The 25,703-nt window shown below is 60.8% G+C and carries 17 protein-coding genes and 2 pseudogenes; 16 read left to right on the top strand and 3 right to left on the bottom strand.

All coding sequences use genetic code 11. The features are described 5' to 3' along the window. Positions 1-6: 6 nt before the first annotated feature. From RXV88_RS14620 to terL, 5 genes are all read left to right on the top strand, one after another. Positions 7-405, top strand: a complete 399-nt coding sequence (locus tag RXV88_RS14620; RefSeq protein ID WP_316294136.1) for a DUF2924 domain-containing protein — start codon at positions 7-9, stop codon at positions 403-405. Continuing rightward, a complete protein-coding gene (locus RXV88_RS14615; RefSeq protein ID WP_316294134.1) occupies positions 402-2,072 on the top strand; it encodes a recombinase family protein in 1,671 nt (556 codons plus the stop codon). Before RXV88_RS14620 ends, RXV88_RS14615 begins: the two co-directional genes overlap by 4 nt. A gap of 793 nt (positions 2,073-2,865) precedes the next feature. Beyond that, positions 2,866-4,278: a site-specific DNA-methyltransferase gene (locus RXV88_RS14610; protein WP_316294132.1), complete on the top strand. Its 1,413-nt coding sequence runs from the start codon at positions 2,866-2,868 to the stop codon at positions 4,276-4,278. Next, a complete protein-coding gene (locus RXV88_RS14605) occupies positions 4,278-4,700 on the top strand; it encodes a DUF5681 domain-containing protein (RefSeq protein ID WP_316294130.1) in 423 nt (140 codons plus the stop codon). Before RXV88_RS14610 ends, RXV88_RS14605 begins: the two co-directional genes overlap by 1 nt. Beyond that, entirely contained in the window at positions 4,678-6,120 is a 1,443-nt protein-coding gene (gene terL / locus RXV88_RS14600) for a phage terminase large subunit (RefSeq protein WP_316294128.1), read from the top strand. Before RXV88_RS14605 ends, terL begins: the two co-directional genes overlap by 23 nt. A gap of 62 nt (positions 6,121-6,182) precedes the next feature. On the opposite strand, the gene RXV88_RS14595 is transcribed toward terL, so the two are convergent. Next, positions 6,183-6,875: a hypothetical protein gene (locus RXV88_RS14595; protein WP_316294125.1), complete on the bottom strand. Its 693-nt coding sequence runs from the start codon at positions 6,873-6,875 to the stop codon at positions 6,183-6,185. Positions 6,876-6,990: 115 nt separating this feature from the next. Here RXV88_RS14595 and RXV88_RS14590 point away from each other — a divergent pair, with 115 nt between their 5' ends. From RXV88_RS14590 to RXV88_RS14540, 11 genes and pseudogenes are all read left to right on the top strand, one after another. Continuing rightward, the gene (locus tag RXV88_RS14590) at positions 6,991-7,986 is read left to right on the top strand and encodes a WYL domain-containing protein (protein WP_316294123.1); all 996 of its coding nucleotides are present in this window, start codon (positions 6,991-6,993) and stop codon (positions 7,984-7,986) included. 93 nt (positions 7,987-8,079) lie between these two features. Beyond that, positions 8,080-10,656, top strand: a complete 2,577-nt coding sequence (locus RXV88_RS14585; protein ID WP_316294121.1) for a PD-(D/E)XK nuclease family protein — start codon at positions 8,080-8,082, stop codon at positions 10,654-10,656. Then, positions 10,653-13,796, top strand: a complete 3,144-nt coding sequence (locus tag RXV88_RS14580; protein WP_316294118.1) for a UvrD-helicase domain-containing protein — start codon at positions 10,653-10,655, stop codon at positions 13,794-13,796. Before RXV88_RS14585 ends, RXV88_RS14580 begins: the two co-directional genes overlap by 4 nt. 235 nt (positions 13,797-14,031) lie before the next feature. Next, positions 14,032-14,724, top strand: a complete 693-nt coding sequence (locus RXV88_RS14575; RefSeq protein WP_316294116.1) for a MerR family transcriptional regulator — start codon at positions 14,032-14,034, stop codon at positions 14,722-14,724. Beyond that, entirely contained in the window at positions 14,717-16,054 is a 1,338-nt protein-coding gene (locus tag RXV88_RS14570) for a vWA domain-containing protein (protein WP_316294114.1), read from the top strand. The genes RXV88_RS14575 and RXV88_RS14570 overlap by 8 nt, the downstream gene beginning before the upstream one ends. A gap of 71 nt (positions 16,055-16,125) precedes the next feature. Continuing rightward, entirely contained in the window at positions 16,126-17,136 is a 1,011-nt protein-coding gene (locus tag RXV88_RS14565) for a hypothetical protein (RefSeq protein WP_316294112.1), read from the top strand. Positions 17,137-17,254: 118 nt separating this feature from the next. Beyond that, entirely contained in the window at positions 17,255-17,896 is a 642-nt protein-coding gene (locus tag RXV88_RS14560) for a hypothetical protein (protein WP_316294110.1), read from the top strand. After that, positions 17,893-18,846, top strand: coding sequence for a hypothetical protein (locus RXV88_RS14555; protein ID WP_316294108.1), 954 nt, complete (start codon positions 17,893-17,895; stop codon positions 18,844-18,846). Before RXV88_RS14560 ends, RXV88_RS14555 begins: the two co-directional genes overlap by 4 nt. 34 nt (positions 18,847-18,880) lie before the next feature. Beyond that, positions 18,881-19,083, top strand: a pseudogene (locus tag RXV88_RS14550) (IS110 family transposase); the annotation flags it as partial. Positions 19,084-19,418: 335 nt separating this feature from the next. Continuing rightward, complete coding sequence (locus tag RXV88_RS14545) at positions 19,419-20,189, top strand: hypothetical protein (protein ID WP_316294105.1); 771 nt, start codon at positions 19,419-19,421, stop codon at positions 20,187-20,189. Then, the gene (locus RXV88_RS14540) at positions 20,186-21,913 is read left to right on the top strand and encodes a hypothetical protein (RefSeq protein ID WP_316294103.1); all 1,728 of its coding nucleotides are present in this window, start codon (positions 20,186-20,188) and stop codon (positions 21,911-21,913) included. The genes RXV88_RS14545 and RXV88_RS14540 overlap by 4 nt, the downstream gene beginning before the upstream one ends. A gap of 88 nt (positions 21,914-22,001) precedes the next feature. On the opposite strand, the pseudogene RXV88_RS14535 reads toward RXV88_RS14540, so the two are convergent. Together RXV88_RS14535 and RXV88_RS14530 are read right to left on the bottom strand one after the other, a co-directional pair. Then, positions 22,002-22,193: pseudogene (locus RXV88_RS14535) on the bottom strand (hypothetical protein); the annotation flags it as partial. 400 nt (positions 22,194-22,593) lie between these two features. Next, the gene (locus RXV88_RS14530; protein WP_316294101.1) at positions 22,594-25,701 is read right to left on the bottom strand and encodes a DUF3427 domain-containing protein; all 3,108 of its coding nucleotides are present in this window, start codon (positions 25,699-25,701) and stop codon (positions 22,594-22,596) included. Positions 25,702-25,703: the final 2 nt, after the last annotated feature.

Here is a 25,703-nt window from a genome sequence, read left to right as displayed (position 1 = left end):
CCGACCGTGACAGAGATCGAGGCCATGGACCGGGCGGCTCTGATCGCCGCCTGGTCCGAGTTCTTCGGCTCACCTGCCCCTAGGGGCCTGAGCCGCCGCTTCCTGCGCTGCTTCCTGGCAACAGAGCTGCAGACCCGACGTTTCGGCGGGCTGTCCAAGCAGGTTCAAGCGGCAATCTCCCGCCCCGAAGACCGCAGGAAAGCAGCTCCCAGCCCGACGCTGAAAGCAGGTGGCCGCCTGCTGCGCGAATGGAACGGCAAGACCCACGTGGTCGACGTCCTGGGCGGCGGATTTGCCTGGAACGGACAGCACTATCGCTCGCTCTCGGCCATCGCCCGCGAGATCACTGGGGCAAACTGGTCGGGGCCGCGGTTCTTCGGCCTCAACAGAAAGGCCAGCAAATGACGACATCCCGGATCCGCTGCGCCATCTACACGCGGAAATCGTCAGAGGAGGGGCTCGACCAGGACTTCAACTCCCTCGATGCCCAGCACGAGGCCTGCGCCGCCTATATCGCGAGCCAGCGCCATGAAGGCTGGAAAGCGCTCTCCGTACGCTACGATGACGGCGGGATCTCCGGCGGGACCATGGAGCGGCCGGCCCTGGCGCGGATGCTGGCGGAGATCGATGCCCGCCGGATCGACATGGTGGTGGTCTACAAGATCGACCGGCTTACCCGCTCTCTGGCCGACTTCGCAAAACTCGTCGAGCGGATGGAGGCGGCAAACTGTTCCTTTGTCTCGGTCACGCAGGCCTTCAACACATCTTCGTCGATGGGGCGGCTGACACTGAACGTGCTGTTGTCCTTCGCGCAGTTCGAACGCGAGGTCACCGCCGAACGGATCCGTGACAAGATCGCCGCCTCGAAGAAGAAGGGCCTCTGGATGGGCGGCATCCCACCGCTGGGCTATGACGGGCATCCCGACCCGATGCGCCGGGAACTGGTGGTCAACGAGACGGAAGCGGAGGTCGTCACGACGATCTTCGAGCTTTACGACCGGCATGCCTGCCTGAACACGGTCGTGCGCGAAGCGGCGCGTCTCGACCTGCGCTCGAAGCAGCATCACTTCTCCACCGGCCGCGTTCAGGGCGGCAATGCGCTCACGCGGGGCCAGATCTACCACCTGCTGACCAACCCGGTCTATCTCGGGCAGATCCGCCACAAGAAGAAGACATGGCCCGGCACCCATCCGGCGGTCATCGAGCAGACCCTCTGGGACCGGGTGCAGGACCGCCTGGTGGCGACAAGCGCGCGCCGGCGTGGCGCGGCCCCGGGCACGACGCTCACGAGTGATGCGCCGCTGAAGGGCAAGCTGCGGGACGAGACCGGAGACACCCTGACGCCCACCCATACCAACCGTCATGGCAAGCGCCTGCGCTACTACGTCTCCAACCGGCTGATCACCGGCGGCCCGGACCCGAGCGGGTGGCGCCTTTCCGCGCTGGCCCTTGAAGCGGCCGTCGCCCGCATCATTGCAGGGCATCTTTCGGAGGCTGCCCGGCGACACGCGGTTTTGAATGACGCCGGGGCGCTCGCCTCCTCTGCTGCAGCGCAGGCAGTCCAGGCACTGGCCGAAGAGATCGGTGAAGACGGCGTAGCTCGTGCTGCACCGCTGATCTCAAGCATCGCCATCGGCGGCGGACAGCTTGCCATCTCACTGGACCGGACGGTGGTGTCAAATGCCGCCGGTCTTCCGGCTGACGATCTGGTCGACGGTCTCCTGTTCTTCGAAGCCCCCTTCACGTGCAAGCGGCGCGGCGTCGAGATGAAGATCGTCGCCGGGGATCTTGCGCCCACGCCAGATCCCACGTTGCTGCGCGGACTACGCAATGCACAGCGCTGGACCGCGGCCATTAAGACCGGAACGACCCTCTCCCAACTCGCTGAAACCGAAAGGCTCTCGGCACGCTACATCGCACGGGTCATTCCCCTCTCTGGTTTGTCGCCCAAAATCCAAGCCGCCATCGTCGCCGGATCGCAGCCCCCGGATCTCACGCTCGAGCGCCTTGTCAGGAAACCGTTGCCGCTGGCATGGGACGTTCAGGAACGCATGTTCGGCATCGGCAACTGACGTGGAGTCATAAGCGGTGCCGGCATCTTCACTGATCTCCCCTGAGCGCACTCCGCTTGCATAAATCAGTGTCTTATCGTCTCCGAAAAATTCCCTGCAAATTCCCTGCACGCAGGGAATTCTAGCGCAAAGCGCACCGGGTCTCGCGCCGTACTGAGACCAACGCCCGAAACGCATACGAAATCGCACGTACGGGGCGTCTCACTATCGAGACCAGGATGACAAGGCGCCGAAATCTGGCGGAAAATCCGCGCTATTTGGACATGCTGTTCAGAGAGGGATGTGACTGGCTGTGCACGCAGTCTTGAGCTATCCAGTCTCCGCGAGATTTCCCTCAGAACAGGGAATTTAACAGGGAAATTGGTAATGAATGCCCGCGATCTGCGCCGATCCCCGCCGCCTCGGATCATTGCGCTGCTTTTGGCCTTCACATGCCGCATGACACCACCTGCCGGAGCCGCAGATGGTGACGCAAAGGTTTGGGTTGGCGTCAAGCCCGTATGACGGCCGCAGAGGCTGTTAACGACACACGCTTGCACGCGTTCACAAGTCAAGCTCCACGATCAGGCGCCGGGCTATCCCCCGTCAGCGCGTTTGTCTAACTATATGCAATAGATAAAGAATTTCATTGACCGAGAACACGGCTCGATTTATCGTTTCCTCGTGGCGAGGTGCCCGGCCGAGAATTTTGGTGCCCCGTTGACAGCGATGGATGACCGTTCTTCGGCTTTCCCGTCTCGGCCTGGTCGACTTCTCATCGCGTCTTCCCTGATTGTTATTCAAGGAGGCCGCCATGAGCAGTCCCAACTCACCGGCTGTGCACTCGCCGGATACCAGCAAGCGCAATGACCTTGCTCCAATGCTCGAGCTGAAAGAGGTTCCTCTCGACAGCCTTGAGCCACCGAAAAATCCCGTCAGAAAGCACAACAAGAAACAGGTCCAGAAGGTCGCCAGATCAATTAAGCAATTCGGCAACGTCGTCCCCCTGCTCATCGCAGGATCTGGCGAAATCATCGACGGCGTCAGCAGGTATCAGGCCGCAAAGCAACTTGGCCTGGCCACGATCCCGTGTATCCAGATCGACCACCTCGAAAAACAAGAAGTCCGGCTGCTGAGGGTCACGCTGAACAAAATCGCCACCACCGGGGAATTCGACCCGCTCGCGCTTAAAATCGAGCTCGCATATCAGCTCGAATTCGGCACTGACGTAACGATCACCGGTTTCGAACCAGCCGAGATCGACAGCATTCTCGAATTCGGGGTCAGCAGTCCGTCCGAAACCGACCCATTGGACGACTTTGGAAACCCGTCTGGATCCGATGCGCCTGCCGTCACCCGGACAGGTGACCTGTGGCTTCTGGGCAAGCACCGGGTTCTCTGCGCCAGCGCAAGGGATGGGGCAAGCTTCGAGCGTCTGCTGCAGTCGGACAGCCCGTCGCTCCTGCTAACTGACCCGCCCTACAACGTGCCTATCAACGGGCATGTACGAAGTGCGGAAGGCGGATTTGCGGAGTTTACGGAAGCATCAGGGGAAATGACCGGGGCCGACTTCACGGAGTTCCTCGTGCACACCCTGAGCAATGGCGTGGCCTCCCTTGCCAAAGGCGGGCTCACCTACTGCTTCATGGACTGGCGGCACATTGATGAGTTACGCGAAGCGTTCCGCCGCCTCGACCTTGAGCAGATAAACCTTGCGGTCTGGGTAAAGACGAACGGCGGCATGGGCTCGCTCTATCGGTCCCGCCACGAGCTTGTCTTCATCGGCAAGCGGCGCGGCGAGCCCCACCTGAACAACGTGGAGCTTGGTAAACACGGGCGGAACCGGACGAACGTCTGGGAATACGGCGGTGCAACAGGCGGCACGAAGACCGAGGCCGACGATTTTACGGTGCACCCGACCGTCAAGCCGGTGGCGCTTCTGCAGGACGTGATCCTCGACGTGACAAAGGTCGGCGATCAGGTCCTCGATCCTTTTCTTGGAAGCGGCAGCACGCTTCTGGCAGCCGAACGGGCGGGCCGCGCCTGTCTCGGTATGGATATCTCGCCCGCCTATGTCGACGTCACCATCGACCGCTGGCAGCGCTTGACGGGGTTGGAAGCTCTGCATGCCGAAACCGGCCTTGGCTTCGCCATAATGCAAGACCGGCGCCATGAGACGGATTGTAGCGGGTCAGCCCCGCAGACACCTGGCTCGGAGGGTTTCTGATGGCGGAAGATCGCGATACGCCCGATGTTGTCGGCTACGGCAATCCGCCAAAGCACTCAAGGTTCAAGCCGGGCCAGTCCGGCAATCCCGGCGGGCGGCCGAAAGGGTCCAAATCATTCAAGTCGGTCCTGCAGGACGAACTCGACCGAGAGGTCAGTTTGTCCGAGCAAGGCGTCGTGTCCAAGGTCACCAAGATGGAAGCCCTCGCCAAGCGTCTTGTTGGAGATGCCCTATCGGGCGACCCCCGGGCACTCGCCGAGCTTTTGAGACAAGTGAACCTGCACCTGCCGGCAGCCGAGGCGAAGGACTCACGGGAACTGCCGGCGTCGGACGATGATATCCGACTTTTGCTCAAATATGCCGATCAGGCCATCGTCGAAAAGATGGGAGGGGTCGGCAATGACGAAACCGACAAATTCTGAGGTCCAGGCCCTACTCAGGCAGTTCTTTCCGGCATTCGTAGAGAAGGTGTTTCAAGCGCTCCACCCGGGGCGGACGTTCGAGGACAACTGGCATATCCATGCCATCTGTTACCAACTGCAACAGGTTGCAAATGGCAACGAGCGGCGGCTGATGATAAACGTGCCGCCCCGCATGCTGAAGTCCGTTATTGTCTCTATCGCATGGGTCGCGTTTCTTCTCGGGCATAATCCCGGCCTTTCGATCGCGGTCGTTTCTCACAACAACGAACTCGCGTTCGACCTGTCCGCCAAATTCCGAAAAATTGTCGACAGCGACTGGTACAAGGCTGTGTTTCCGACCATGTCAGGCGCGCCGCAAAAGGACAACGAAAGGAACTTTGTGACTTCGGCGGGTGGCGGACGCGCGTCTGTTTCGACCCACGGTTCGGTCACCGGAAGAGGGTTCGACATCATTATTCTGGACGACCCTCATGATGCAGCCGAAGCAACCTTGCAGACCGCGTGTGAACGCGTGACGCGCTGGTACGACAACTCTCTGTCGACGCGGCTGATGGACCCGGGCAAGAGCGCGATCGTTAATGTGATGCAGCGCCTGTCAGTCTTTGATCTTGCCGCCCATGTTGGGGAACAGGAACGCTGGGCCAGATTGATAATTCCGGCCGCTGCGGAGCGGGACACCAGGTATCAGATCGGTCCGGATGAATATTACGTGTTCGAGCAAGGCCAGCTGCTCGACCCTGAACGCCTGAGCCAGGACTTCCTCGATACGCAAAGAAAGAGGATGGGTGAGGCGGCGTATCTGGCTCAGTATCAACAGCAGCCGGTGCCGGCTGGCGGCGGCGAAATCGATATCGGCCTGTTTCAGCGCTATAATACCCTTCCAAGGGAATACGACGCCAAGTTCCTGAGCATAGACGCCGCGACCGGATCCCAGTCGGGCTCTTATTCCGTGATCCAGCTTTATCAGGTGACCGACGGCAGATTGTATTTATGTGCAAACTACCGCGGGTTCTGGAACTTTCCGACCCTCGTGAATCAGGTTAGGTCGGCCCAGGAAAAAAGCGCAGCAGACTTCGTTGTAATCGAAAAAGCGTCCAGCGGCACGGCCCTTCTGGAAGTACTCTGGGACGCCTACCCGCCGGAAATTCGGACCAAACTCATTCAGAAATGGTCGCCCAGGCACCCGAAGGACGTTCGCATGTCAAAAGCGATGGTAACCGTGGCAGCGGGAAAAGTTCTCCTGCCAGAGAACGCACCCTGGCTGGACGTCCTGATCCCCGAACTTCGGGCGTTTCCGGCGGGCGTAAACGATGATCAGGTCGATGCCCTGTCCCAAGCGGTTGAATTCTTCAATCGCTACCTCAAGAGCCGATACAATCCAAAATTCAAGGGCGGAGGTCGGGTCATCGCCGCCTGGTAAAGCCGGCAAGCAATTTATTGACGGACTGCTTAGGGGAATGGCGATCGACACATCCCGCATAATCATGCAGCGCGCGCTTCCGCCGTTACTTCTGACCAGCCTAGCCACAGGGTAGGACGCATCTCCGCCTCGCCGAGAAAGGTCCGGATCGCAAAGACCTCCATCGGCACAGAATCGCGGAATGCCGCCCCCCACGTCGGGTCCACGCCAGCAAATTCTGTTCCACCCGCCCAGACACCTCGGCGCGCCGGCAGGTAGTCATCCTCGCGGTCAGTCAGAACTCCGCCCCGCACGAGGCGCGCCAATGCCCGAAGCATGGCGTCGTCCATGTCGCCCAGCACATCGCCCAGCGAACAATCCGAGCGCTCCACTCGGCGTTGCAGCACGTGGCGGGTGGCATGCACGGCGTGCAGATCGAAGCTGATCTGTCGCTTTCCGCTGCGGACGTGAACCCGGGTCCAGGCGATGCGCTCTTCGCTGAAGCAGTCAACGCCATTCTTGCGCAGTTCCACATTCAGAAGCGTCCGCAGCACGATCACCAGCCCGTCCGGCACGGCCCGAGCCCGCACCACACCCGGCCGCGCGCTCAGCCGCGCCGCAAAGCGCTGCCGGCTGCGCGGGTTAGGCGCCATGTGATGCAATTCGTTCAGGATACGCGCTGCGTTTGCATCGTCGCGAGCCGCCTCCTCCATTGCCTGCCGCGCCAGGCCGCGGGCCAGTGCTACACGGGCATGTTCCAGGTTCAGTACACGCATTCCGATCCCTCCCAGGTGAAGATTCGTTGACAATTCAATGATGCGCCGTCAGCGTGGCAAAACCTGTCACCGTCAGGCGTGGCCAGGGGCTACTGAACCAGGAGGGAGTTCCGCGATGTCCTACTCCAAGGCCGCAGATCTGCTGCGAGTTGCCGAGATGGCCATGTCCCGCTTTGACGGCATCGCGCTGCAGGATCTGACCGAGGAATTCGGCTTCGATCACCGCACGGCGCAGCGTATGATGCGCTCTTTCGAAACGGTCTTTCCCCAGGTCGAAATTTGCGACGGCGACGACCGCCGGCGCCGCTGGCGCATGCCGCGCCACGACCCGCGTTGGCTGCAGGCGCAGGGTATTCGCGACAGCGAGCTGGCCGCGCTGGAGCTGGCCGCTAAGCGAGCGGCGCGCGACGGCGCCCCGGACGAGGCGCAACGTCTCGTGGTCCTGCGCGACCGGCTGCTCGCCGCCATGCCCTCGAGCCACGCCCGCCGCACCGAGGCCGACGCCGAGGCGCTGCTCGAGGCGCAAGGCTTCGCGTCCCGCCCAGGCCCGCGTATCGAACCTGACAGGCAACTTCTGGGCGCGCTGACCGAGGCGCTGCGCGCGCCGTGGGAGCTGCAGGTGACCTATCTCTCCGCAGACGGCACAGCCAGCGAACGCCTTCTGGAACCCTACGGCCTGCTTTTGGGTATCCGTCGCTACCTCATCGCCCGACCGGTCAAGGGCGACGGTCGTATGCGGCGGTTTCGCCTCGACCGCATCCGGAATGCGCAAATCACCTCCCGCAGCTTTGCTCGCGATCCCGACTTCGACCTCGCGCGCTTTGCGGCGCAGGCCTTCGGTTCGTTTCATTCAGACGCGGAATACGGCCCTGTGGTGTGGCGTTTCCTGCCTGCCGCAGCCCCGGTCGCGCGGCAATTCGTCTTTCACCCCGATCAGCAAATGACCGAAGAACCGGACGGCTCCGTGCTCGTGCGGTTCAACGCCTCAGGCCATCTGGAAATGGTATGGTACCTCTATCAATGGGGCGATCAGGTCGAGGTGCTGGCCCCCGACGCTTTGCGCCAGATGGTCGCCGCGCACCGCCGCAGCGATTTCGCCGCCCTGCCCTGACAACCACGACAGCTTTTGCCACCCGGTGCCGTCACCGTGGGAAAAGACAGTTTTAACGATTCGAAAGGGTCCCCCATGCGCATCGCCCCCCTGATGACACGCTCTCCCGCGACCGGTGCGTTACGCCATGTCACCGACGATCTGCTCGCAGAGGTCTACCTGGCCCCGCGCCCGGCCGAGGTGCCGCTTGCCGATCGTCTTGGGGGGCCGGCGCCCTGGTCCGACAGCTTCGCCGCAGCGCCCGAGGAAACGGCGCGGGCGGTGGAGGCAGGGCTTGTGGCCGTCGCCCACGCCACGCCGCATCTCGATCCATGCGACCTCGCGCCAGAGCGCCTGCCCGAGGGCCGCGCCCGGACGCATCTGACCGGGCTGCGGGATCTCTGGCGCGACCTGGGCGCCCTGCCCGGTCCGCTGCACATCTGGCGGCATGTGCTGCAGAGCTCGGCCGTTGAAGCGCTGGAGCCGCTGCCGTTGGCCGGATCGGATTGCCCCTTTGCCACCCCGGCCGAGACAGCGCTGGCCAAGACCCTGCGCGCGCATCACGGCCGGTCCGACGCGCCCGAGCCCGCTCCGCTGACCGCTGAGGAGACCGCGCTGCGGCATCTGCAGGAACACCTCGGGCGCCAGTCCGATCCGATCGCACCGGATGAATCCGTCACGTGCCACGGTCTGCGCGACCCCCGCGAGGAGGCAGAGTTCGCCGCCGCCCTCTCCCGCGCGATGCTGGAGGACGGTAAGGTTGATCACCCGGCCGAGATCGGCCTCCTGGCTCCCGACGAACCCGCCTATGCGTTGGCCTTGCCTGAGGCCTTCGACCGTGTGGGCCTGCCCCTCTCGGGTCTGCCCGCCGAGGCAGCGCAACGGGATGTAACCGGAGAGCTGCTGTCGCTCCTGCTTGTCCTTCTGTGCGGCCCCGCGCCGCGGACCGCGCTGGCCTCGCTCTATGTTTCGCCGGGGATGCCCTGGCCGCCCAGGATCGGGCGCAAGATGGCGCGCGAGGTGATCGACGGAGGCCGGTCGCGCACCGCATCGGACCTGACCGGCTCCGCACGCGATCTGCTGGACGCGCTGCGCCCCTGCGTCACGCCCGAGCAGCTTTTCGCGCGACTTGGCGCGGTGGCTCGCGCCGCACCCGAGGCCGACCTGCACTCGCGCATCGCCGCGCTCAAAACCGTCACAACCGATCACATCGACTGGCCGCTGCTGCGCCGCGTCGCCGCCCCGCGTCCCATACCAGCGGAGGGTCATGACCGCTTTGTCGAGGGCGTGTCGCTCTTTGCCGAGGCCGCCCTGCCTTGGCGTCCGGTCCGCCAGCTGATCGTGCTCGGCATGGCCGGGCGACACTGGCCGCGACTGCCCGGATCGGACCCGTTCTTCACCGAGGGCGAGATCGCCGCAATCCGGGAAAGCGGCCTGCACTTGCAAGGCCGCCAACAGAAGCTCGCCCGCGGACTGGAGCTCTTCCGCCGTCAGCTGGCCTCGGCCAGCCAAGGGCTGACGTTGCTCGTGCCCGCGCTGGATCTGCGCGGCGACCGGCAGACGCCCTCCACCGGCCTGGCGCTGATCTCTCATATGCTGGGCGCAAAGGCTCCCGCCGATCTCGTCGGCGACCTGCGCAAGACGCCGCCCGCCGACTGGCCGGTCTCACTCACGTACCCAGAGCCCGTCCCACTTGGCGGCGCACCAGAGCTCCCAGTGGACGGCGCTATTCACATCCAGCGCGGTCTCGGCACGCCGGACCGGCCGGACCACGACCTGCTCGCCCTGCGCCAGAACCCCGAAGGCGAGCCTCTGCCGCATTCCCCGTCGCGGCTGGAAACACTGATCGTCAGCCCACTGGCATGGCTGCTGGACGAGCTGGGTGCGAAAGAACGCGTCTGGGCGCCCGAAACGCTCGACGTGATGATTCTAGGTACGCTGATGCATCAGGTGCTTGAGGATGTCTTTCCCGCTGGCGCGCCTTTGCCGGACGACGACGCCCTCGCGGGCCGGGTGCCCGGTGTGCTGGACGCAGCGATCCGCCGTCATGCCGCATGGCTGACGGATTCAGCCTGGGTCACCGAGCGCGCCAGCCTCCTGCGCGAGGCGCGCGAGGTCTGCACCGCTTGGGCGGGCTTTCTGCGCACCACCGGCGCGAAGGTTTTGCATAATGAGATCGAACTGGCCGGCGACCACGGCGGCCTTTTGCTTCACGGCAAGGCGGATTGCGTGCTTGAGCTGCCCGATGGGCGCATCCTCGTGGTCGATCACAAACGCTCCAGCGCAGTCGGGCGGCGCAACCGTATGGCCAGGGGCTGGGATTTGCAGGTCGCGCTTTACCGCGCGATGCTTAAACGGCCTACAGATAAGACCGCGCTGACCCGACTGGTGTCCGACGGGACGCAGGTCGTCACCGCCTACCATATGCTGCGTGACGGCACAGTCCTGTCGGATGCCGAAGGCGCGGATGTCCCGAGGGTCGAACGCACCGGCGACGACGCGTCGGTCAACGCCATGGACCATCTCGCGCAGGTGCTGGCCGAGGTCGGTGCGGGGACGGTCCGGCTCAACCACGCAGGCGATGCCGCAAGGTTCGAAAAGGAGCGCGGGATCAAGCCCTACGCGCTGGAAAACCCGCTTGTGGCCGCCTTCGCCCTGCCGGCCCCCCCCGCAGAGGAGGACACGGAATGACGCAGCTGTCGCTCGTGCCCGCCGGAGCCGGCGCCGGCAAGACCTATCACATCCAGAAGGAACTCGCAGCCTGGGTCGAAAACGGCGACGTCGCGCCCGGCCGCATCCTCGCCGTGACCTTCACTGAAGCGGCGGCGGCCGAATTGCGCGACCGCGTGCGCGGCGAGCTCATGGAGCGCGGCCGTCTGCATGACGCGCTCGAGATCGACCGCGCATATATGGGCACGATCCATGCGCTCGGGCAGCGACTACTCACCGAACATGCCTTCGCCGCCGGGCGCGCGCCCGGGAACCGCTTGCTGAGCGAACCCGAGCGCGACCTGCTGATCCGGCTTGAGATGACCCGCTGCCCAGCGCTGCAACCGTTGATGGAGGACCTCGGACGGTTTGGCTATACTTGGAACCACGTGACCCAGACCACGGCCGAAGACGGCTTTCGCGCCGATCTGCTGCGGACGGTCGACCTGATCCGCGGCCTTGGCGCGCGAGGACAATCGCCCGACATTCTGACGCCTGCATTGGCGGCCATGACCAAAGGTTACGGGGCTTGCGAGGACGACGGCGCGGCCCTGACGGCTGCTCTGCTACTGGCCGTGCGCGATCTGCTGAAGGCTTTCCCTGACAGTCTTGCGCCCGATTTTGAGGGCAATGCTTCGGCCGTAAAGACATTCTCGGAGAACCACCGCGATCTGCGGCGCGCGGCGACCGGCAAGACGCTGACACGTGATTGGGCACTCTGGCAGAAACTGCGCAATCTGCGTCTGTCAAAACGCGGCGCGCCCACTCCAGAAGGCTATGACAGCCTCGCAGGGGCCGTGATCGCCGCCGCCGATGCCCTGCCGCGTCACCCTGGCCCGCTGGCCGACGCCAAGGCCCGCCTCACCGCGCTCGTCACTGGCGCGCAGGAGGTGCTGGCCGCCTATGACGCCGCCAAGCGCCGCGCCGGGCTTATCGACTATGCCGACATGATCGCCGAGACCGAAGCGCTGCTCGCCACCCGCCCCGAGATCCTGCAAGCGGTGCTGGGCGAAATCGACTGCGTCGTCATCGACGAGTTCCAGGACACCAACCCGGTGCAGTTTGCCCTGCTCTGGCGTCTGGCGCGGGGCGCGAAACGGGCGCTGATCGTGGGCGACACCAAGCAGTCGATCATGGGTTTTCAGGGTGCCGATCCGCGCCTTTCCGACGCGCTGCAGGCCACGCATCCCGAAAGCGTCACGCCGCTGACCTGCAACTGGCGTTCCGAGCCCCAGATTATGGAGATGGTGAACGCGCTAGGCCCCACGCTCTTTGACGGATACCAGCCGCTCGCGCCGCAGCGCGCCGCGACAGGCGAGACCGCGCTCGAGGTGCTGCACCTGCCGAAAGGGCGTAAGGACACCACGGCGGAGTGCATCGCCAACCGCGTGGCCGACATTCTGGCCGCCGGGACCCTGATCCATGACAAGACGCTCGACCAGATGCGCCCCGTCCGGCCCGGAGACGTGGCCGTGCTAACCTACACCCACGACAAGTCGAGCGCCGCCGCCGCTGCGCTCGAGGCGCATGGCCTGCCGGTGCGCATCCGGCAGGACGGCTGGCTGAGCTCAATCGCGATGCGGGCCGCGCAGGCTGCGCTCACGCTTGCCGCCGACCCGGACGACACCCACGCCGCGCTCGCCTGGCTGACGCTCGGGCCGCCCAGGATGCCGCTGGAGGATGCAATGCGAAACGCCGTCGACGGGGGGCTCGACACACATGAGACGCTCGCGCCCCTGCGCGCGCTGAATGTTGGGATCGCGACCCGCCCGGTGGCCGTGACCCTAGCTGCCGTGCTGCGCGTCACCGGCCTACGCGACTGGGCCGCCGGGCTGGCTGCGCCCGCGCAGGCGCTGGCCGATCTGGCGCGGCTTGAGGCCGAAGCGCAAGAATTCGACGCCATGGCAGAGGATTTGCGCGCGGCCGCCGGGCTCCACGGCGCCGGGTTGCAGGTCTTTCTGGGCTGGATCGCTCAGCAATCCGCCAAGGAGTGGGACCGCCACCCCGACCCCGATGGCTGGTCCGCCTCAGGCATCGAAATCTGCACCTGGCACGCCGCCAAGGGCCGCGAATGGCCGATCACCGTGGTTGCAGGGCTGGACCAGAAGATCGCCGAGCGCCCTGGTGCGTTGCGGGCCGAGTTCGATGCTTTCGACGATCTGGACAACGTGCTGGATCACGCGGGGCTGGAATATCTGCCTAACTTCTCCGCACCCGAGAGCCAGGAACCCTTCACCGAGGCGCAGCGGCCGGCGGACGAACGCGATGCCGCGCGCAAGCTCTATGTCGCCCTGACCCGCGCACGGGACCGCCTTATTCTCGTTATGCCGCGCGAGAGATCAAAGCCACGCGAAAACGCCGAACGCATGGTGGACCTGCTGCGCGACCGTGCCGGGTTCGAAACCGGTGATGGCACGCTGACGGTCGCAGGACAGAGTTTCGCCGCCCGCGTGGCCGAGGGCCTGCCCAACGAACCCGCCATTCCCTCGAACGCGGCCAGCGGAACCCTTCCACGCTTCGGCACTGCGTGCGCCCTGCCTGACGGCCCTCGCACGCTCTGGCGGCGCAGCCCTTCAACGCTGGCCACCCCCGGCCCGGCGCCGCCCACGCCGCTTGAAACCATCCGCCTCGCGCCTGGCGTCGCAGAGACCCGCACCGACAGCGCAGCCGAGCGTGGCACCGCCTGGCATCTGGCCTTCCGCGTTCTGGCCGAGCGCGCCGATCTGGCGGAGCGCCTCCAAGCAGCGACGGGTCTGCCCGAAAGCGCCATCGCGCAGATCGCCGCGCAGGCAGAGGCGCTGACAGGCTGGCTGGCGGATCGCGGCTATGACCGGTTGCATTTCGAACTACCGCTGCAGGAGACCGCTGCCGATGAATCCGAGACCAACGCCATCCTCGACTGCCTTGCCGAAGGACCACGCGGCCTGTTGATCGTCGACCACAAATCCGGCCCCTGCCCCGACCCCGCAGCACGCTTCGCCACCTACCAGCCGCAGCTGGACGCCTACGCCGCCATGGTTCGCCGTCTACGGCCAGACAAACCATTAGACGGCGTCGCCATCCACTGGATGAGTGAGGGCACCTTGAGCATCGCAGACGCAAAGGTGATTGAATTCACCTGATGTCTGCTCGCGCATAGTTCCCATTCGATCAGTCCAATCAGTACAGAACTCGCCACATCATGGACCTGTTAAGACAAAAAGACCGTCGGGACGGTGGCATGAAGTAACTCATCACTTGCAACAAAGCCTCGACGAAATCTCCAAAGGGAGAACCTTTCACCAAAAAAAAATCAAATGAGCCGTTGAAAGGGACTGTTCGAACGTTTACATTGTGCGATGTCAATGACAGGATAAGATGTTGGGACATACTTCGATAGATGAAGTCCGGGATTGGACAGGTGATGCGGAAGCACTGGCGCACAAGACCACATTCTGGGCGCGGCGACTTGGGGTCGAGGATACTTCCGACGTAACTGTCCGCCTTATCCGCGATTACGCGCAACGCCATATTCTTGAGCGCCCTCGGCGAGAAGGTAAGGTCGCCATTTATGGCTGGGACCACCTTGTACGGCTTCTGGCAGCGCGCAAATTGCTTTCCGAAGGCTGGCCGCTGCAAAAGATTGCTGAGTTTTTTCTTGTCTCGTCGATCGAAGAAATCAGAGCCTTGCTGCCGGGTTCGCCCACACCTCGCGCGACAAGCGCTGAGGACCCTGCACTCTCAGATTTGCGTCGGATGCAAGATAGAGCAAGCACTAGGCCCACGGCTCCCCAGATGGTGAGTGCGGAACGCGCGTTCAGCCGCATGCGAGGCGACAGTGAGGCCCGCAATGCACTGACAAGCTTGCGAGATACGCTTGGTCTCGAACAAGGCAAACTTAGGAGCCAGCAGATGACCCGCATCGAAATTGCACCAGGCGTCGAACTTACCATCGAGACAAGACGCTTGAAAAACATTGGGGCGCGCGAGGCTGAGGCCATTGCTCATGCAGTCAGCGCCTGTCTCACCGACCCGAGAATTAGAGCCAAAGGAGAAGACACTAATGATTAACCTGAAAATTGTTCCCCAGATACCTGCGCGCCTCGAAAACCATACCAACACGCTGAACGCGCTTGTACGTGTGGTGGCGCCTTCAGCCCCCAAAACCACCGCTGAAGATCGCCCGCCGCTTAACCTTTCTCTGGTTCTCGACCGTTCCGGCTCGATGGCGGGCCAACCGCTTGACGAGGCAAAACGCGCTGCTGAGCAGATCGTGACAGGCCTGCGTCCGACCGATCGGTTAGCCATTGTGGCCTTCGATAATGAAGCCGAGGTCATGCATCCTGGCGGCCCTCTCGGAGATGGACGAGCCGCGTGCAACGCTATCGCGCAGATCCAGGAACGGGGTATGACAGCCTTGCACGACGGTTGGATGCTGGGGGTCGAACAAGCAATCGCGATGCGGGAACCCGCAACGCCTGCGCGCGTGCTGTTGCTTTCAGACGGTGCGGCGAACCGCGGACTTACTGAGCCATCAGCCATCGCTGCTGATTGCGCCCGCATGGCCGATCACGGGATCACCACATCTACCTGCGGGCTTGGCCATCATTTCAACGAGCACCTCATGGCGGAAATGGCTCGAGCAGGCAGAGGCAACGGTTATTACGGCGAAACCGCCGAGGACCTTGCCGATCCTTTTGCAGAAGAGTTCGACCTGCTCCGCAATATCTGCGCCCGCCAGATGCAGCTCCAACTCAGCGCCGGCGAAGGAGTCGAACTGCTGGTTCTGAACCGTTATACTGAAAAGGAGGGTTCAGTTCTGCTTCCTGACCTTGCTTACGATGGGGAAGCCTGGGCCGTGGTCGAGCTGCGCTTCGATGAGAGAGGCGAGCAGCCTAACGAAAGGTTGCTTCTGAGCGCGCTGGTTCGGGGGCGGGACAAGGACGGCAAAGATGTCGGTGATGGACCCGTGCACCTGCGACTGCCACGGCTTCCGGCTTCAGCTTTCCATGCCGTGACCGAGGACGAGACTGTTCGCGCAAGAACAAGAGAGCTTCGCGCCGCCGAGCTTCAGGAGCAGGCCCAAGTGGCTGCACGACGCCAGGACTGGAACGAAGTAGATCACCTCCTGCGTGAGGCACAATCCGAAGCTGGTGAAAACCCTTGGGTTGAACAAGCCCTGACAACTCTGAAGAGCCTCGCAGAGAAGCGTAACACCGAGGGGTTTTCGAAAGAGGCGATGTACTCCGTCAATAGAATGCGCTCCCGGCTTGCTGCAAGTAGTGCTCATTCCGAAAAATCCTATGACCTTGATATGGAAAGCACGAAACCGAGCTATCTGCGCCGCAAGATGGCTCAGGGCAAACGGATGCCTCGCTCGCAAAACCGCAACGACGGATGAAAATTCTCGATCAACGTAGTAGAGGCGGGGCAAGTGTTGCGGGCGACGATGGTCGCAGAGGAGACGGCATCATGGATTGGTTTGAGAAGATCACCGGATTCAAGGAGAGCAGCTACAAGTATGCCCAGTCCCAGCTCTTCGAAGCCGACGGTTATCTCTGTTCGAGACAATCCACGCAGCGTTTCGCCGTCGGAGAGTTCCGGTTACCAAGCCTTGCCGAATTAAGGGAACAGCGCGGACTATCCCATTCGTCTGGTCGGTTGACTGTGAGAAATGTGTCCGGAGACGCGAGGAAAATGCACGCGGATCCGGAATATGCAAACGCTTTGTTCCAGGTCGCATCACAGTTTAACGTGCTCGAGATGATTACGCCCCACGTTACGCCGGAAGACGGGGTCACCCGTTACCGCAATGATCCGACGCAGGGACCGGCCTGTGCCATCGCCGCAGGCGCCGCGACGATCTATCGGAACTACCTTGTCCCGGTTGGGAATCAGCAGGGGCAGACGGCCGCGCGACAGATCGATTGCCTTGCGGACCTGGGCGCACAACTGATTGAACATCTCGACTACCCGCGATCTCCTCTCTGGCAGATGCGGAATGGCTATGCGCTGGCAACGCGCGACGGCCTGGAAATGATCGGCGATCTGCTAGGCACGATGGATCCTGCCGACCGGGAGGCCCTGAAAGGCACCTTGCGGATCGGCGTTCAGCAGGACGTACAGGTCACGGAGTGCGATCCTGACGATGGGATATTCGTCTCGCAGGCCTTCTGCTCGGCCGTACCGGTCGCTTATTCCTCCCTCCCCGCCTCCGCTTGGGAGCCCTTCGCCCGGCTTGTTCTGGAGGCCGCCTACGAAGCCACGGTGCTGGCTGGTCTCAGGAACGCCTCGCGCGGCAAGAGCAACAAGCTCCTGCTGACCCGGCTGGGCGGTGGCGCCTTCGGCAATCGGGATGACTGGATCGATGATGCCATCCGCGGAGCATTGGAGCAGGTGGTCGATGAAGACCTCGACGTTATCCTGGTGAGCCACGGCGTGCCCTCTGACAACATGTTGGCGATCGAAAGGGTCTTCTCCTGAACCGGCAATAAAGAAGTTGCCAACTGGCGCTTCAAACGCGAAGATGGTCATGGAAGAAAAGTCAACGAACAATATGATTTAATGGATTTATTTTTTGACGTCAGCCCCATCAATCCTAATGAGATCGGAGATCATAGATTGGTATCTCGAAGAACGCGCACGCGTCGTTCGGGAATGCGAACAAGCCAAGCAAAGATATCTTGCAAAAGCTTGTGATTCTATCGACGCCCTGAGCCTGCGCGATCTTTTTTTTCCAAAATCGGAAACCAAGACCGCAATTAAAGAGCAGCTCCGCTCAGACGTGAACATTTTTCAAAGACGGCTGGCACGCAGCATTGACGAGAACCTGCTGGAATCCATACGGCACGTGGAATCCGATGACACAAACGAGGACAATACAAGTAGCTGGGCGCTTATGGGCGCAGGAAGCGCCCTGGCCGCCGCTTCAATCGGCACTGCAATCGGCGCCACGGCAATGGCGACCACAACTTCATCCGCATTCCTTTTCTTCGCCGCTCCGATAGTCAGTTGGCCTATGTTCGCGGTTGGCGCGAGTGCCGCGGGCGCCTTGGCCTTCGCATCGCGAAGCGTCAGAGAAAAGGCTGCTGATATGTACCGGAACAGCCTGAAATCCCGTGCCGAAACCTACTTGTCTGAAACCCTGATTGAGGGAAAGACGGGCAGCGCTTCGATCAGGAACAACGCGATGCAGCACTTGGACTTCGTGCGAGAGCAACGCTTCAAGGGGGTCAACGCATGAGTGTACCAATCAACTTCGTTATTCCCGCCCAATGGAAAGCAGCCTACACCATGGGTGAGGTCGTGCGGTACGGCGCGCTGCTAAAGGACAGCAATACCGGTCAGATTGTGGCGCATCTACAAGAGACAGGGCTACTGCAGAACGGCTTAGACATCGCGTCTGGCCTTGCCAACGCTACGCCTCTCAACGCAGTAACCAGCGTCATTGGCGTCTTCCAGAACCATCAGATCGGCAAGCGACTAGAACAAATTCAATCAGCGATGGTCGGGCTGCATACCCTGTCGATCGCAAATCTTGCGGTCACCGGACTGGGTATTGGTGTAACCGTAGCTTCGACGGTTGTCACACTAAGGCGTTTGGACAAGCTGTCGAAGCAGGTAGAGGACGGCTTCTCGGAAGTCACCGAAGCGCGGCGCCGCGACGAGGTGGATTCGTGGCGGGCTAATGTTCGCTCGGAATTACAGGAGCTCGACGAATTGCGGGTCCGAAGCGATGTGCGTCACGCCGCCGAGCAAGTAGCACGCGGTGCGCGCCGTCTGAGCGACGAAATGATCGAGAGGTTACGCCGAAGCAGCGACGACGAGACGCTTAACAGCGGAACGGCAACCGAACTAATAACCTTTCTCGCCGCGCTCGGCGGAGCTCAGGTGCGCGCTCTATGCTGGCTTGACGAGGCGGCGGCGGCACAACACCGTGCCACGACCATCGCCCAAAATTTTGAGGAGATCTCTCTGGTGCTTCCAGCGGATCGCCTGCAGGGCCCAGCGGAATTCGGTTCAAGAGTGCAGGCGTTGCTTGGCGAGGTACGCGCCTTGGCTGCCTCGCAGCCGATGCTACTCGAAACGCTTCAGGCGAAACAGATTTCCACGCGCGGGTATCTTTCCGAGGTCGACGCGGAGGAAAACGAGCCTCTGCTCATCTTGCCTTCGGCAAAATTCCAACTTGTCTGATTTTTGGCATTCCGGGATGGGAGAAGTTGAGCTCGTCACCAAACAGGGCGACAGCATGGTCCGCAAGCTGCTCTACGAAGCGGCCAACTCGATCCTGACGCGCAGTCGTGGCAACTTCGCCCTCAAAACCTGGGCCCAGAAGTTCGCCAAACGCCGAGGTATGAGAAAGGCGCGCGTGGCGCTTGCCAAGGGCGGCTTGCCGTCATCATGCACGCGATGTTGCGTGACGGCACTTAGTTCGAAGCGTGAGGTAAGATAGAAATCATTTGCCAGCGGTGAAGCCGGAAAGCTGATCCGAGGGCGGTGTCCCGAGAGGGAACGCAGGGACGAACGATCTGCGAAGGTTACCGGATGGGCCCAGGAGCCCGCTTCGAGTCAATGCAACGTTCGGCCTTGTGAAACCCGATACAGCACGATCGCCTCACAGCAATCAGTGCGGACAGATCCTTGAAACCCTCAAGGGAAACACCGCCAAGCTCCGCAAATTACAGATCCTGAGCCTAAGATGATGACAGTGTTGGCATCCATGGCTGCGCCTGATACGGTTCAAGATATAATAGCCCATTAGGTTCTTGATGCTTTCTTCATTTATCAAGGCAGTCGGCTCGACAGCGTTTCTTGGGCTTTCGCTCTATTTGTGGAGAGTTGGCTACCACTTCAGCGATTGGGCCATCTTGGCTTTGTTGCCTATGGCAGTCTTGTTATTTTTTGGCTCCTGGCCTCTTATTATCGACCCTTGGAAGGAAAGATTACATTTGGCTCTTCTTCCGCAGTCGCCTTTGTCCCGTCTTCTTTCTGGCAAGTTCCGGACCGCATTTCTAGCGATGACATTCGTGTTTGTTTCGGTTGCTCTGCTCGCGTGGCAATGTCTTACGGCATCCCCGCTCCAAGCAACAATTCTCCTCATGCTTGTTTTCACTGCAGGCTTTTCATTTTCTTGGTCGCAAGACTTCTTAGTCCGGCACTTCCGACAGCCCTTCGCCAGATACTGGGCGACTTCCCTAGGAACCTGGCTGGTGGCCGCACCTTTCACGTTGATAATTGCGTGGATCACGTGGTCATCGGAATCCCAACCTGGCGAGATGCTGACGGCAACGTTCCAGGAAGCGCTGAAAATCGGCATTGACCAACTACCGGCAAGACGCGGCTTGATTGCTGAACTTCTCTCCTGGCTTTATGCTTACGACGCAGCGAAGCTTTGGTTGGTGATCCAGTACAAGGAGTACCGAATGCTGGCCGTCTTTTTCAGCCTTGATGCGGCACTTTTAGGTTTTGTGCTTGCTCGCGCAAGCATCATCATCACAAATTTCATTGGAATGCATATGAACAAGAGGCCAAAATGAGTGAGCCCACCGAAAATTTCAAGAAAAAAAACATCACCCCAATGGCATCGACGGTACGCTATACCGTCGGGCACCTGTTTTGGGGAACCATCATTGTTTTCGCAATAGCTAGCCTGGCGCTTACCGTTCTGGCTGTCATGCAGCCGGTAAAGGATGATACTGGTTCAGAAGAACTCACCAACAATAGCGATCCCGAGCTTCCTACGACCTTTCTTGAGAAGATCCTACTAGGTGCATCGAAGGAAGCGCTCGACGTAGTCTTGCCAGATATAGAAAAATTGGTTGAGGAAGCGTATAAACCTGTCGATGACGCGATCGCGCCCTATGCAGATTTCCACTACTCGGTGCCCGGGCAGTACATTGAACTTACTCAAGCTGCCCGTGGGATAATGGCCGACCGGATCCACGACAGATTGTTTGATGGATTAAGCGAGCGTTTGAACGATGTCGCCTCGAACGTCGACGAAAAGTTTGAGACAGCTTTCGAAGCCGCGCTGGATGCTCAAATTGCTGAGCTTTTTGAAGCCGACCAAGAAGGCCTGCCGATTGGTCCATTGAGCGACATGGTCATAACTGACACGCGCGAACGGCTCATGCTTACGGCACCGATTGCTACGACCGCAGTGGCTGTCACTGCAGGAGCGTCCTTGAAAATTGCTTCGAAAACCATTGCCAGTAAACTAGGCCTAAAAGTTGCCGCAAAAGTTGCAGCAAAACAAGCCACCAAGGGCGGCGGTGCACTTGTAGGGGCAGGGTCTGGTGCGGCTTTATGTTCATGGGCGGGTCCTGGAGCAGCCGTATGTGCAGTGGTCGGCGCTGCCGCTGTATGGTTCACGGTGGACGCTGCAGCCATCCAGCTCGACGAGCAAATGACCCGAGATGAGTTTGAGAAAGATCTCAATGAACTTGTTGATGACGACAAGGATTTCAGAACGCAAAAACTGAAGGAAGCACTCAAGAAGAGAGCCGTCGCAATGGATGAAGGGGCCAAGAAAGCACTGGCGGAATTTACCCTGAAACAGCTATCCGATCCGGAAACCGTCGCCTTGTGTCAACAATCAAATGCTCTTCTCACCGGATACGGCGTGTTCCAAGATGACCTTCGCACTCGGACGTCATCCGCGATCGAAGAGTATAGGAGAACCCTTGAAGAACTTCGAAACAGGAAGGACTCCGCAGCGACAATCCTCGCTCCCTTAGTGATGGAAATCGACAAGAATCTCGAGATGCACGGATATGGTATCGAAATAAAACAGATCCAGCTCAGCGGCAACTTTCCAAGCGATTATCTTGGGTACAGGGATTTAGATGGACGGCTAACGCTCGGAGATCAGACGGTCACACTCGAAAGAAATACTTCAACAGTTGAAGTCGAGTTTTCATTGCAATCGCCCACCAACCTCAAAAACCTTAAAATCAACAGAAAAGAGCCAATCACGATACACATGGCCCTAATTCAAGATAGAAGAATTTTTAGAGATCGCATGTTTGGGCGATCAATTCTCATTAAGGAGGATGAATTTTTCGATGCTATACCGAACACAGCTGGCCCGCAGAAAACACTAAATTTCCCATTCAATTTAGCTCTATATGAAAGTCGCGATGACTTTCAGGTGATTGACTGGCGAGAAACTTCCGCGCGCCGCAATGCAAATCTGCGCCTTGATATTTCTGGTAGCAGTTTACCTGATATAGAGAAAATTCCCTCCTGTTTTGAAGATTGACCCAAAGCAGGTGGTTCCTTGGCAGGCTCTCCGCAACGCTCAAGGGCCTTGTTGCACAAATCGGGTGAGGGATTCACTGCGTGAATCAGCGTCGCCACCACCATCGACGGGGGATTTGTCGTTGGTACCTGACTGTCTCGTGGCTGATGTCGACGCCGCGCTCGTGCAGCAGGTCCTCGACATTCCGAATTGAGAGCGGAAATCGGACATACAACATCACCGACTGCCGGATGATTTCGGGGCTACTGTGAAAGCCCTTGAACAAGTCAGGTTTGCTCATGTTGTAACGCTACGAGGCCGCCTTGCCCGTCTCAACCGAAATCCCTCTGACAACACCGGTCGAGGTGTTCGGCCACGAAACGCATAGTCAAAATCCGGATCAGTTGAACCTCAGCAGGCGACATAAGCTGAATTGTCCAGACAGCCAGCGCCAGCCGACAGGATGGCACGGTAAGCTATTCATATATAATGGCAAAAACTGCGTCGTTATGAGGGGAAGCATCCGTCCGATCGTCACGCGGCAAGCAATCGAGGACTAGTTGTCGAAGGGCATCCCTACCGTCCGCGGAATTCGGTCGGTAGAGATCACAATCAGAACATACCAAAGCTGACATTCGTGGAAGAAGCAGCGAACTTCCGCTTCCCGCCCTTTGCATTGCGGGCATCGTGGAAGAAAGTCTTCATTCCAACCCAAACAACGGTCTCAAGGCGTCGGGCAAGGGTTTGGCGAGATCCCATTGAACAGTGATCGGGGCTTCGCCTTCCCAACCCGCAAAACCGACGGGGCCGGCGTAGCGGAAGGGGGCGGCGCGGCCATCGCGCAGTTTCGATTTCCTGACGAACAAGTGAACTGTCCATCCAGGCTCTTCACCTGAAATGATCTTCCCGCGGCTGCTGCTGCGACGTGTGCTCGTTTGGGTCTGCCAGACAAAGCGGGTCGGGCTCACGAATTCGTCAGCGTAGTGATCGCCGACCGACATGCTGCTTTTGTCCATTGTGACGAGCAGGATCATGGCCTTGACGTCCTTGATCACAATGATCCCGGAGTTCCATGACCCAGTATTGAATACAGCGCCGAAGAGAGGCGGGATACGGTCGCGTTGGTATTCCTCCCAGATCTTGGGACCCAAAACGGGCGGCGTGGGGCGGCTGCCGGGGGGCTCAGCCGCTTCGGCGAAGTGAGGCGTGTCCAGTTGATCGTAGCCTACACTGCGGGTCTGGAAATGCCGCAGCAGACGCCAATCAACCAGTTCTGACGCCAGTTCAGACAAGTGAGCATCATGGCTTCGGTCAATTGTCGTCTCGAAGGTGCCTGGACCAAGGCGGAACCAGTCGGTTTCGCCAAGCAATTTCAACGGGAACTTCGTCAGCAAACCTGAAATTGCTGCGGTGTCATCCGGGTCGACGCTGAGGTCCTTCTTGATTTCCGGGTTGCGCCGGGCGAGCCTAGCGACGCGTTCGGCGAGGTCTGCAACGGCGATGCGGCCCGGGAATGCGCCTCCCTCGATCATGCCGCGCAGGGCCAGCATCTTGTAGCTGCGCGTCATGCGCGTGGTCTCAATTTCGTCCAGGAGGCCTTTGTGTGCGGTCCAGGCGGACTGTATGTCGCCTGTCATGTCGCCCATGTCGTTGACGAAGCCCAGCCAGCCGGCGTGGCCGGTTCGACCAGGATTGTATCCCGCGTGTTGAACCTCTGAGGCCGTCGGTCGCACCCCGTTCCGGTCGCGGAAATCGCGGTAGAAGGCTGTCACTTCTTCGCCGTCGCGCGGCTGCCGGATCAGCGACTTGAGGATGTCGAGGGCTTCGAGTTCGTAGGTGACCTCGCAGCCTGCCGGAAAACTGATCTCGTGACTCTCGAGTTTTTCTAGGGCGATCCGAAGCGCGCCTTCGCCTGCTCCGATGCGCAACAGGGTTCTGGCTTTGGTCAGGAAGATGCGGTGGTTGCCGATGTAGTCGATCACGGCCAGATGTGTTTTCTCAGCAGCGCGCCGCAGGCCTCGACCAAGTTGCTGCAACCAGATCACTGGGCTTTCGGTCGGACGCAGCATCAACACGGTGTCGATGGAGGGAATATCGACGCCTTCGTTGAACATGTCGACCGCGTAGACGATGTCGAGATCTCCATCCTCGAGCGCCTGTAATGCGCTGGCGCGGGGTGCAGAGGTTTCGCCAGAGTGGACAGCCACGGCGCGCAAGCCGCGTGCCTGCGAGAACTCAGCCATGAAATCCGCGTGGCGGCGTGATACGCAAAAGCCAATAGCCTTCCTGCCGCCGCGCCGCGCCAGTTGATCCAATGCGTTTTCAGCCCGTGCCGTCGTGGCGACGGCTTCGGTCAGGGCGGCCTCATCGAATTTGCCGCTGCGCCATGGAATCTGCGCGTATTCCACCGGATCAGGGACGCCGAAATACTTGAAAGTAGACAGCAATTCGCGATCTATGCCGGACCAGAGATCACATTCGTAAACGAGGTTTTCCTCGCACAGCCCGAGCAGATCGCCGCCATCACTGCGGTCTGGTGTTGCCGTCAGGCCCAGCAGGAATTGCGGGGTGAAGTGATCGATGATCCTGCGATAGGTCGTGGCGGCGGCGTGGTGGAATTCATCCACGACGATGTAGTCGAAAGCATCAGGCGCAAAGCGGTTCAGGTTCTGCGCGCGAGAAAGCGTTTGGATCGAGGCAAAGAGAACGTCGGCATCGAAGTCTTTTTCGCCACCGCCAAAACGCCCCAGCCGCGCTTTGGGGCGGATGGCGCGGAAGGCGGCCATGGCTTGCGTCAGGATTTCTTCGCGATGGGCGACGAACAGGACGCGTGCCGCTGGCTGGCTGTCGAATGCGGCAAGGAAAGTTTTGCCGAGGCCGGTTGCCAGAACGACTAGCCCGGCGCGATAGCCTTTGGCGCGTGTCGCAGCGAGGGCGTGGAGTGCCTCTTTCTGGATAGCGTGCGGCTTAGGAGTGTCTTCGGGTGTTTCCGCTTGAACGCCGGATTGCATAGGCAATGGCGCGATCCGGCGGGCCTCGTAGCTATCAATCCAGTCGGGAGTGAGTTCGGTGACCTCCGGCCGGGCCAGGAGGTTTTCGAAGGCTGCGCGGGCATTTGTCAGTCGTAGGGAGTCGGATCGGTCGAAATGGCGCAGGTTCCATTCGACACTTTCGGTCAGAGCGGACCGCGACAGGTTCGATGATCCAATGATCAGGGCACCTGCGCCGTCCGCAAAGGAAAACATCCAGGCCTTGGGGTGAAACGGAATGCGGTCTGCCTGAAATATGTAGAGGTGCCGGTCGTGTTCGAGATCCTGCATCAGGCGCAGAGCCGTCGGCTCCGTGACGTCCAAGTAGTCTCCGGTGAGCAGCCGCAGCCGTCCGCCACGCTGCAGCAGGTCGCGTAGATGCGGCAGGACCAACCGAGCACCCGAAGTCATGAGGAAGGAGACTGCCAAATCGACGGAGTGCGCTTGGTCGATCAAGGGGCGCAGATGAGCGTGTAGGGCGTCGTCGCCCCCTGAAATCAGCGGGCTGTCATGTGGCGCGCCGGGTATGGGGCCGATTGCGGTGGCGGGCGCTTCCAAGCGGAGATGGAAATGCGGTTCCGTCTCAATGAGGGCGACCGGGGCCTGGCCCTCATCCGCTTCCAAAAGCTTCTGCGCCGGCGTGACGCGCGCCATGAGAGCAATCTGCTCCGCCTCGGTCAGATCACGCCAGCGCTTCACGTGCCGGCGCGGTGCGAGGACAAGGCCTGCGCCATTCCGGATCAGGATAACCTGGGCATCGCATTCGATCACGGTATCCATGA

It is taken from the genome of Aestuariicoccus sp. MJ-SS9, assembly GCF_032586235.1.
Classification (GTDB): Bacteria; Pseudomonadota; Alphaproteobacteria; order Rhodobacterales; family Rhodobacteraceae; genus Aestuariicoccus.
Note: the sequence above shows the minus strand (reverse complement) of the source record. Positions and strands in the feature narration are given on the sequence as shown.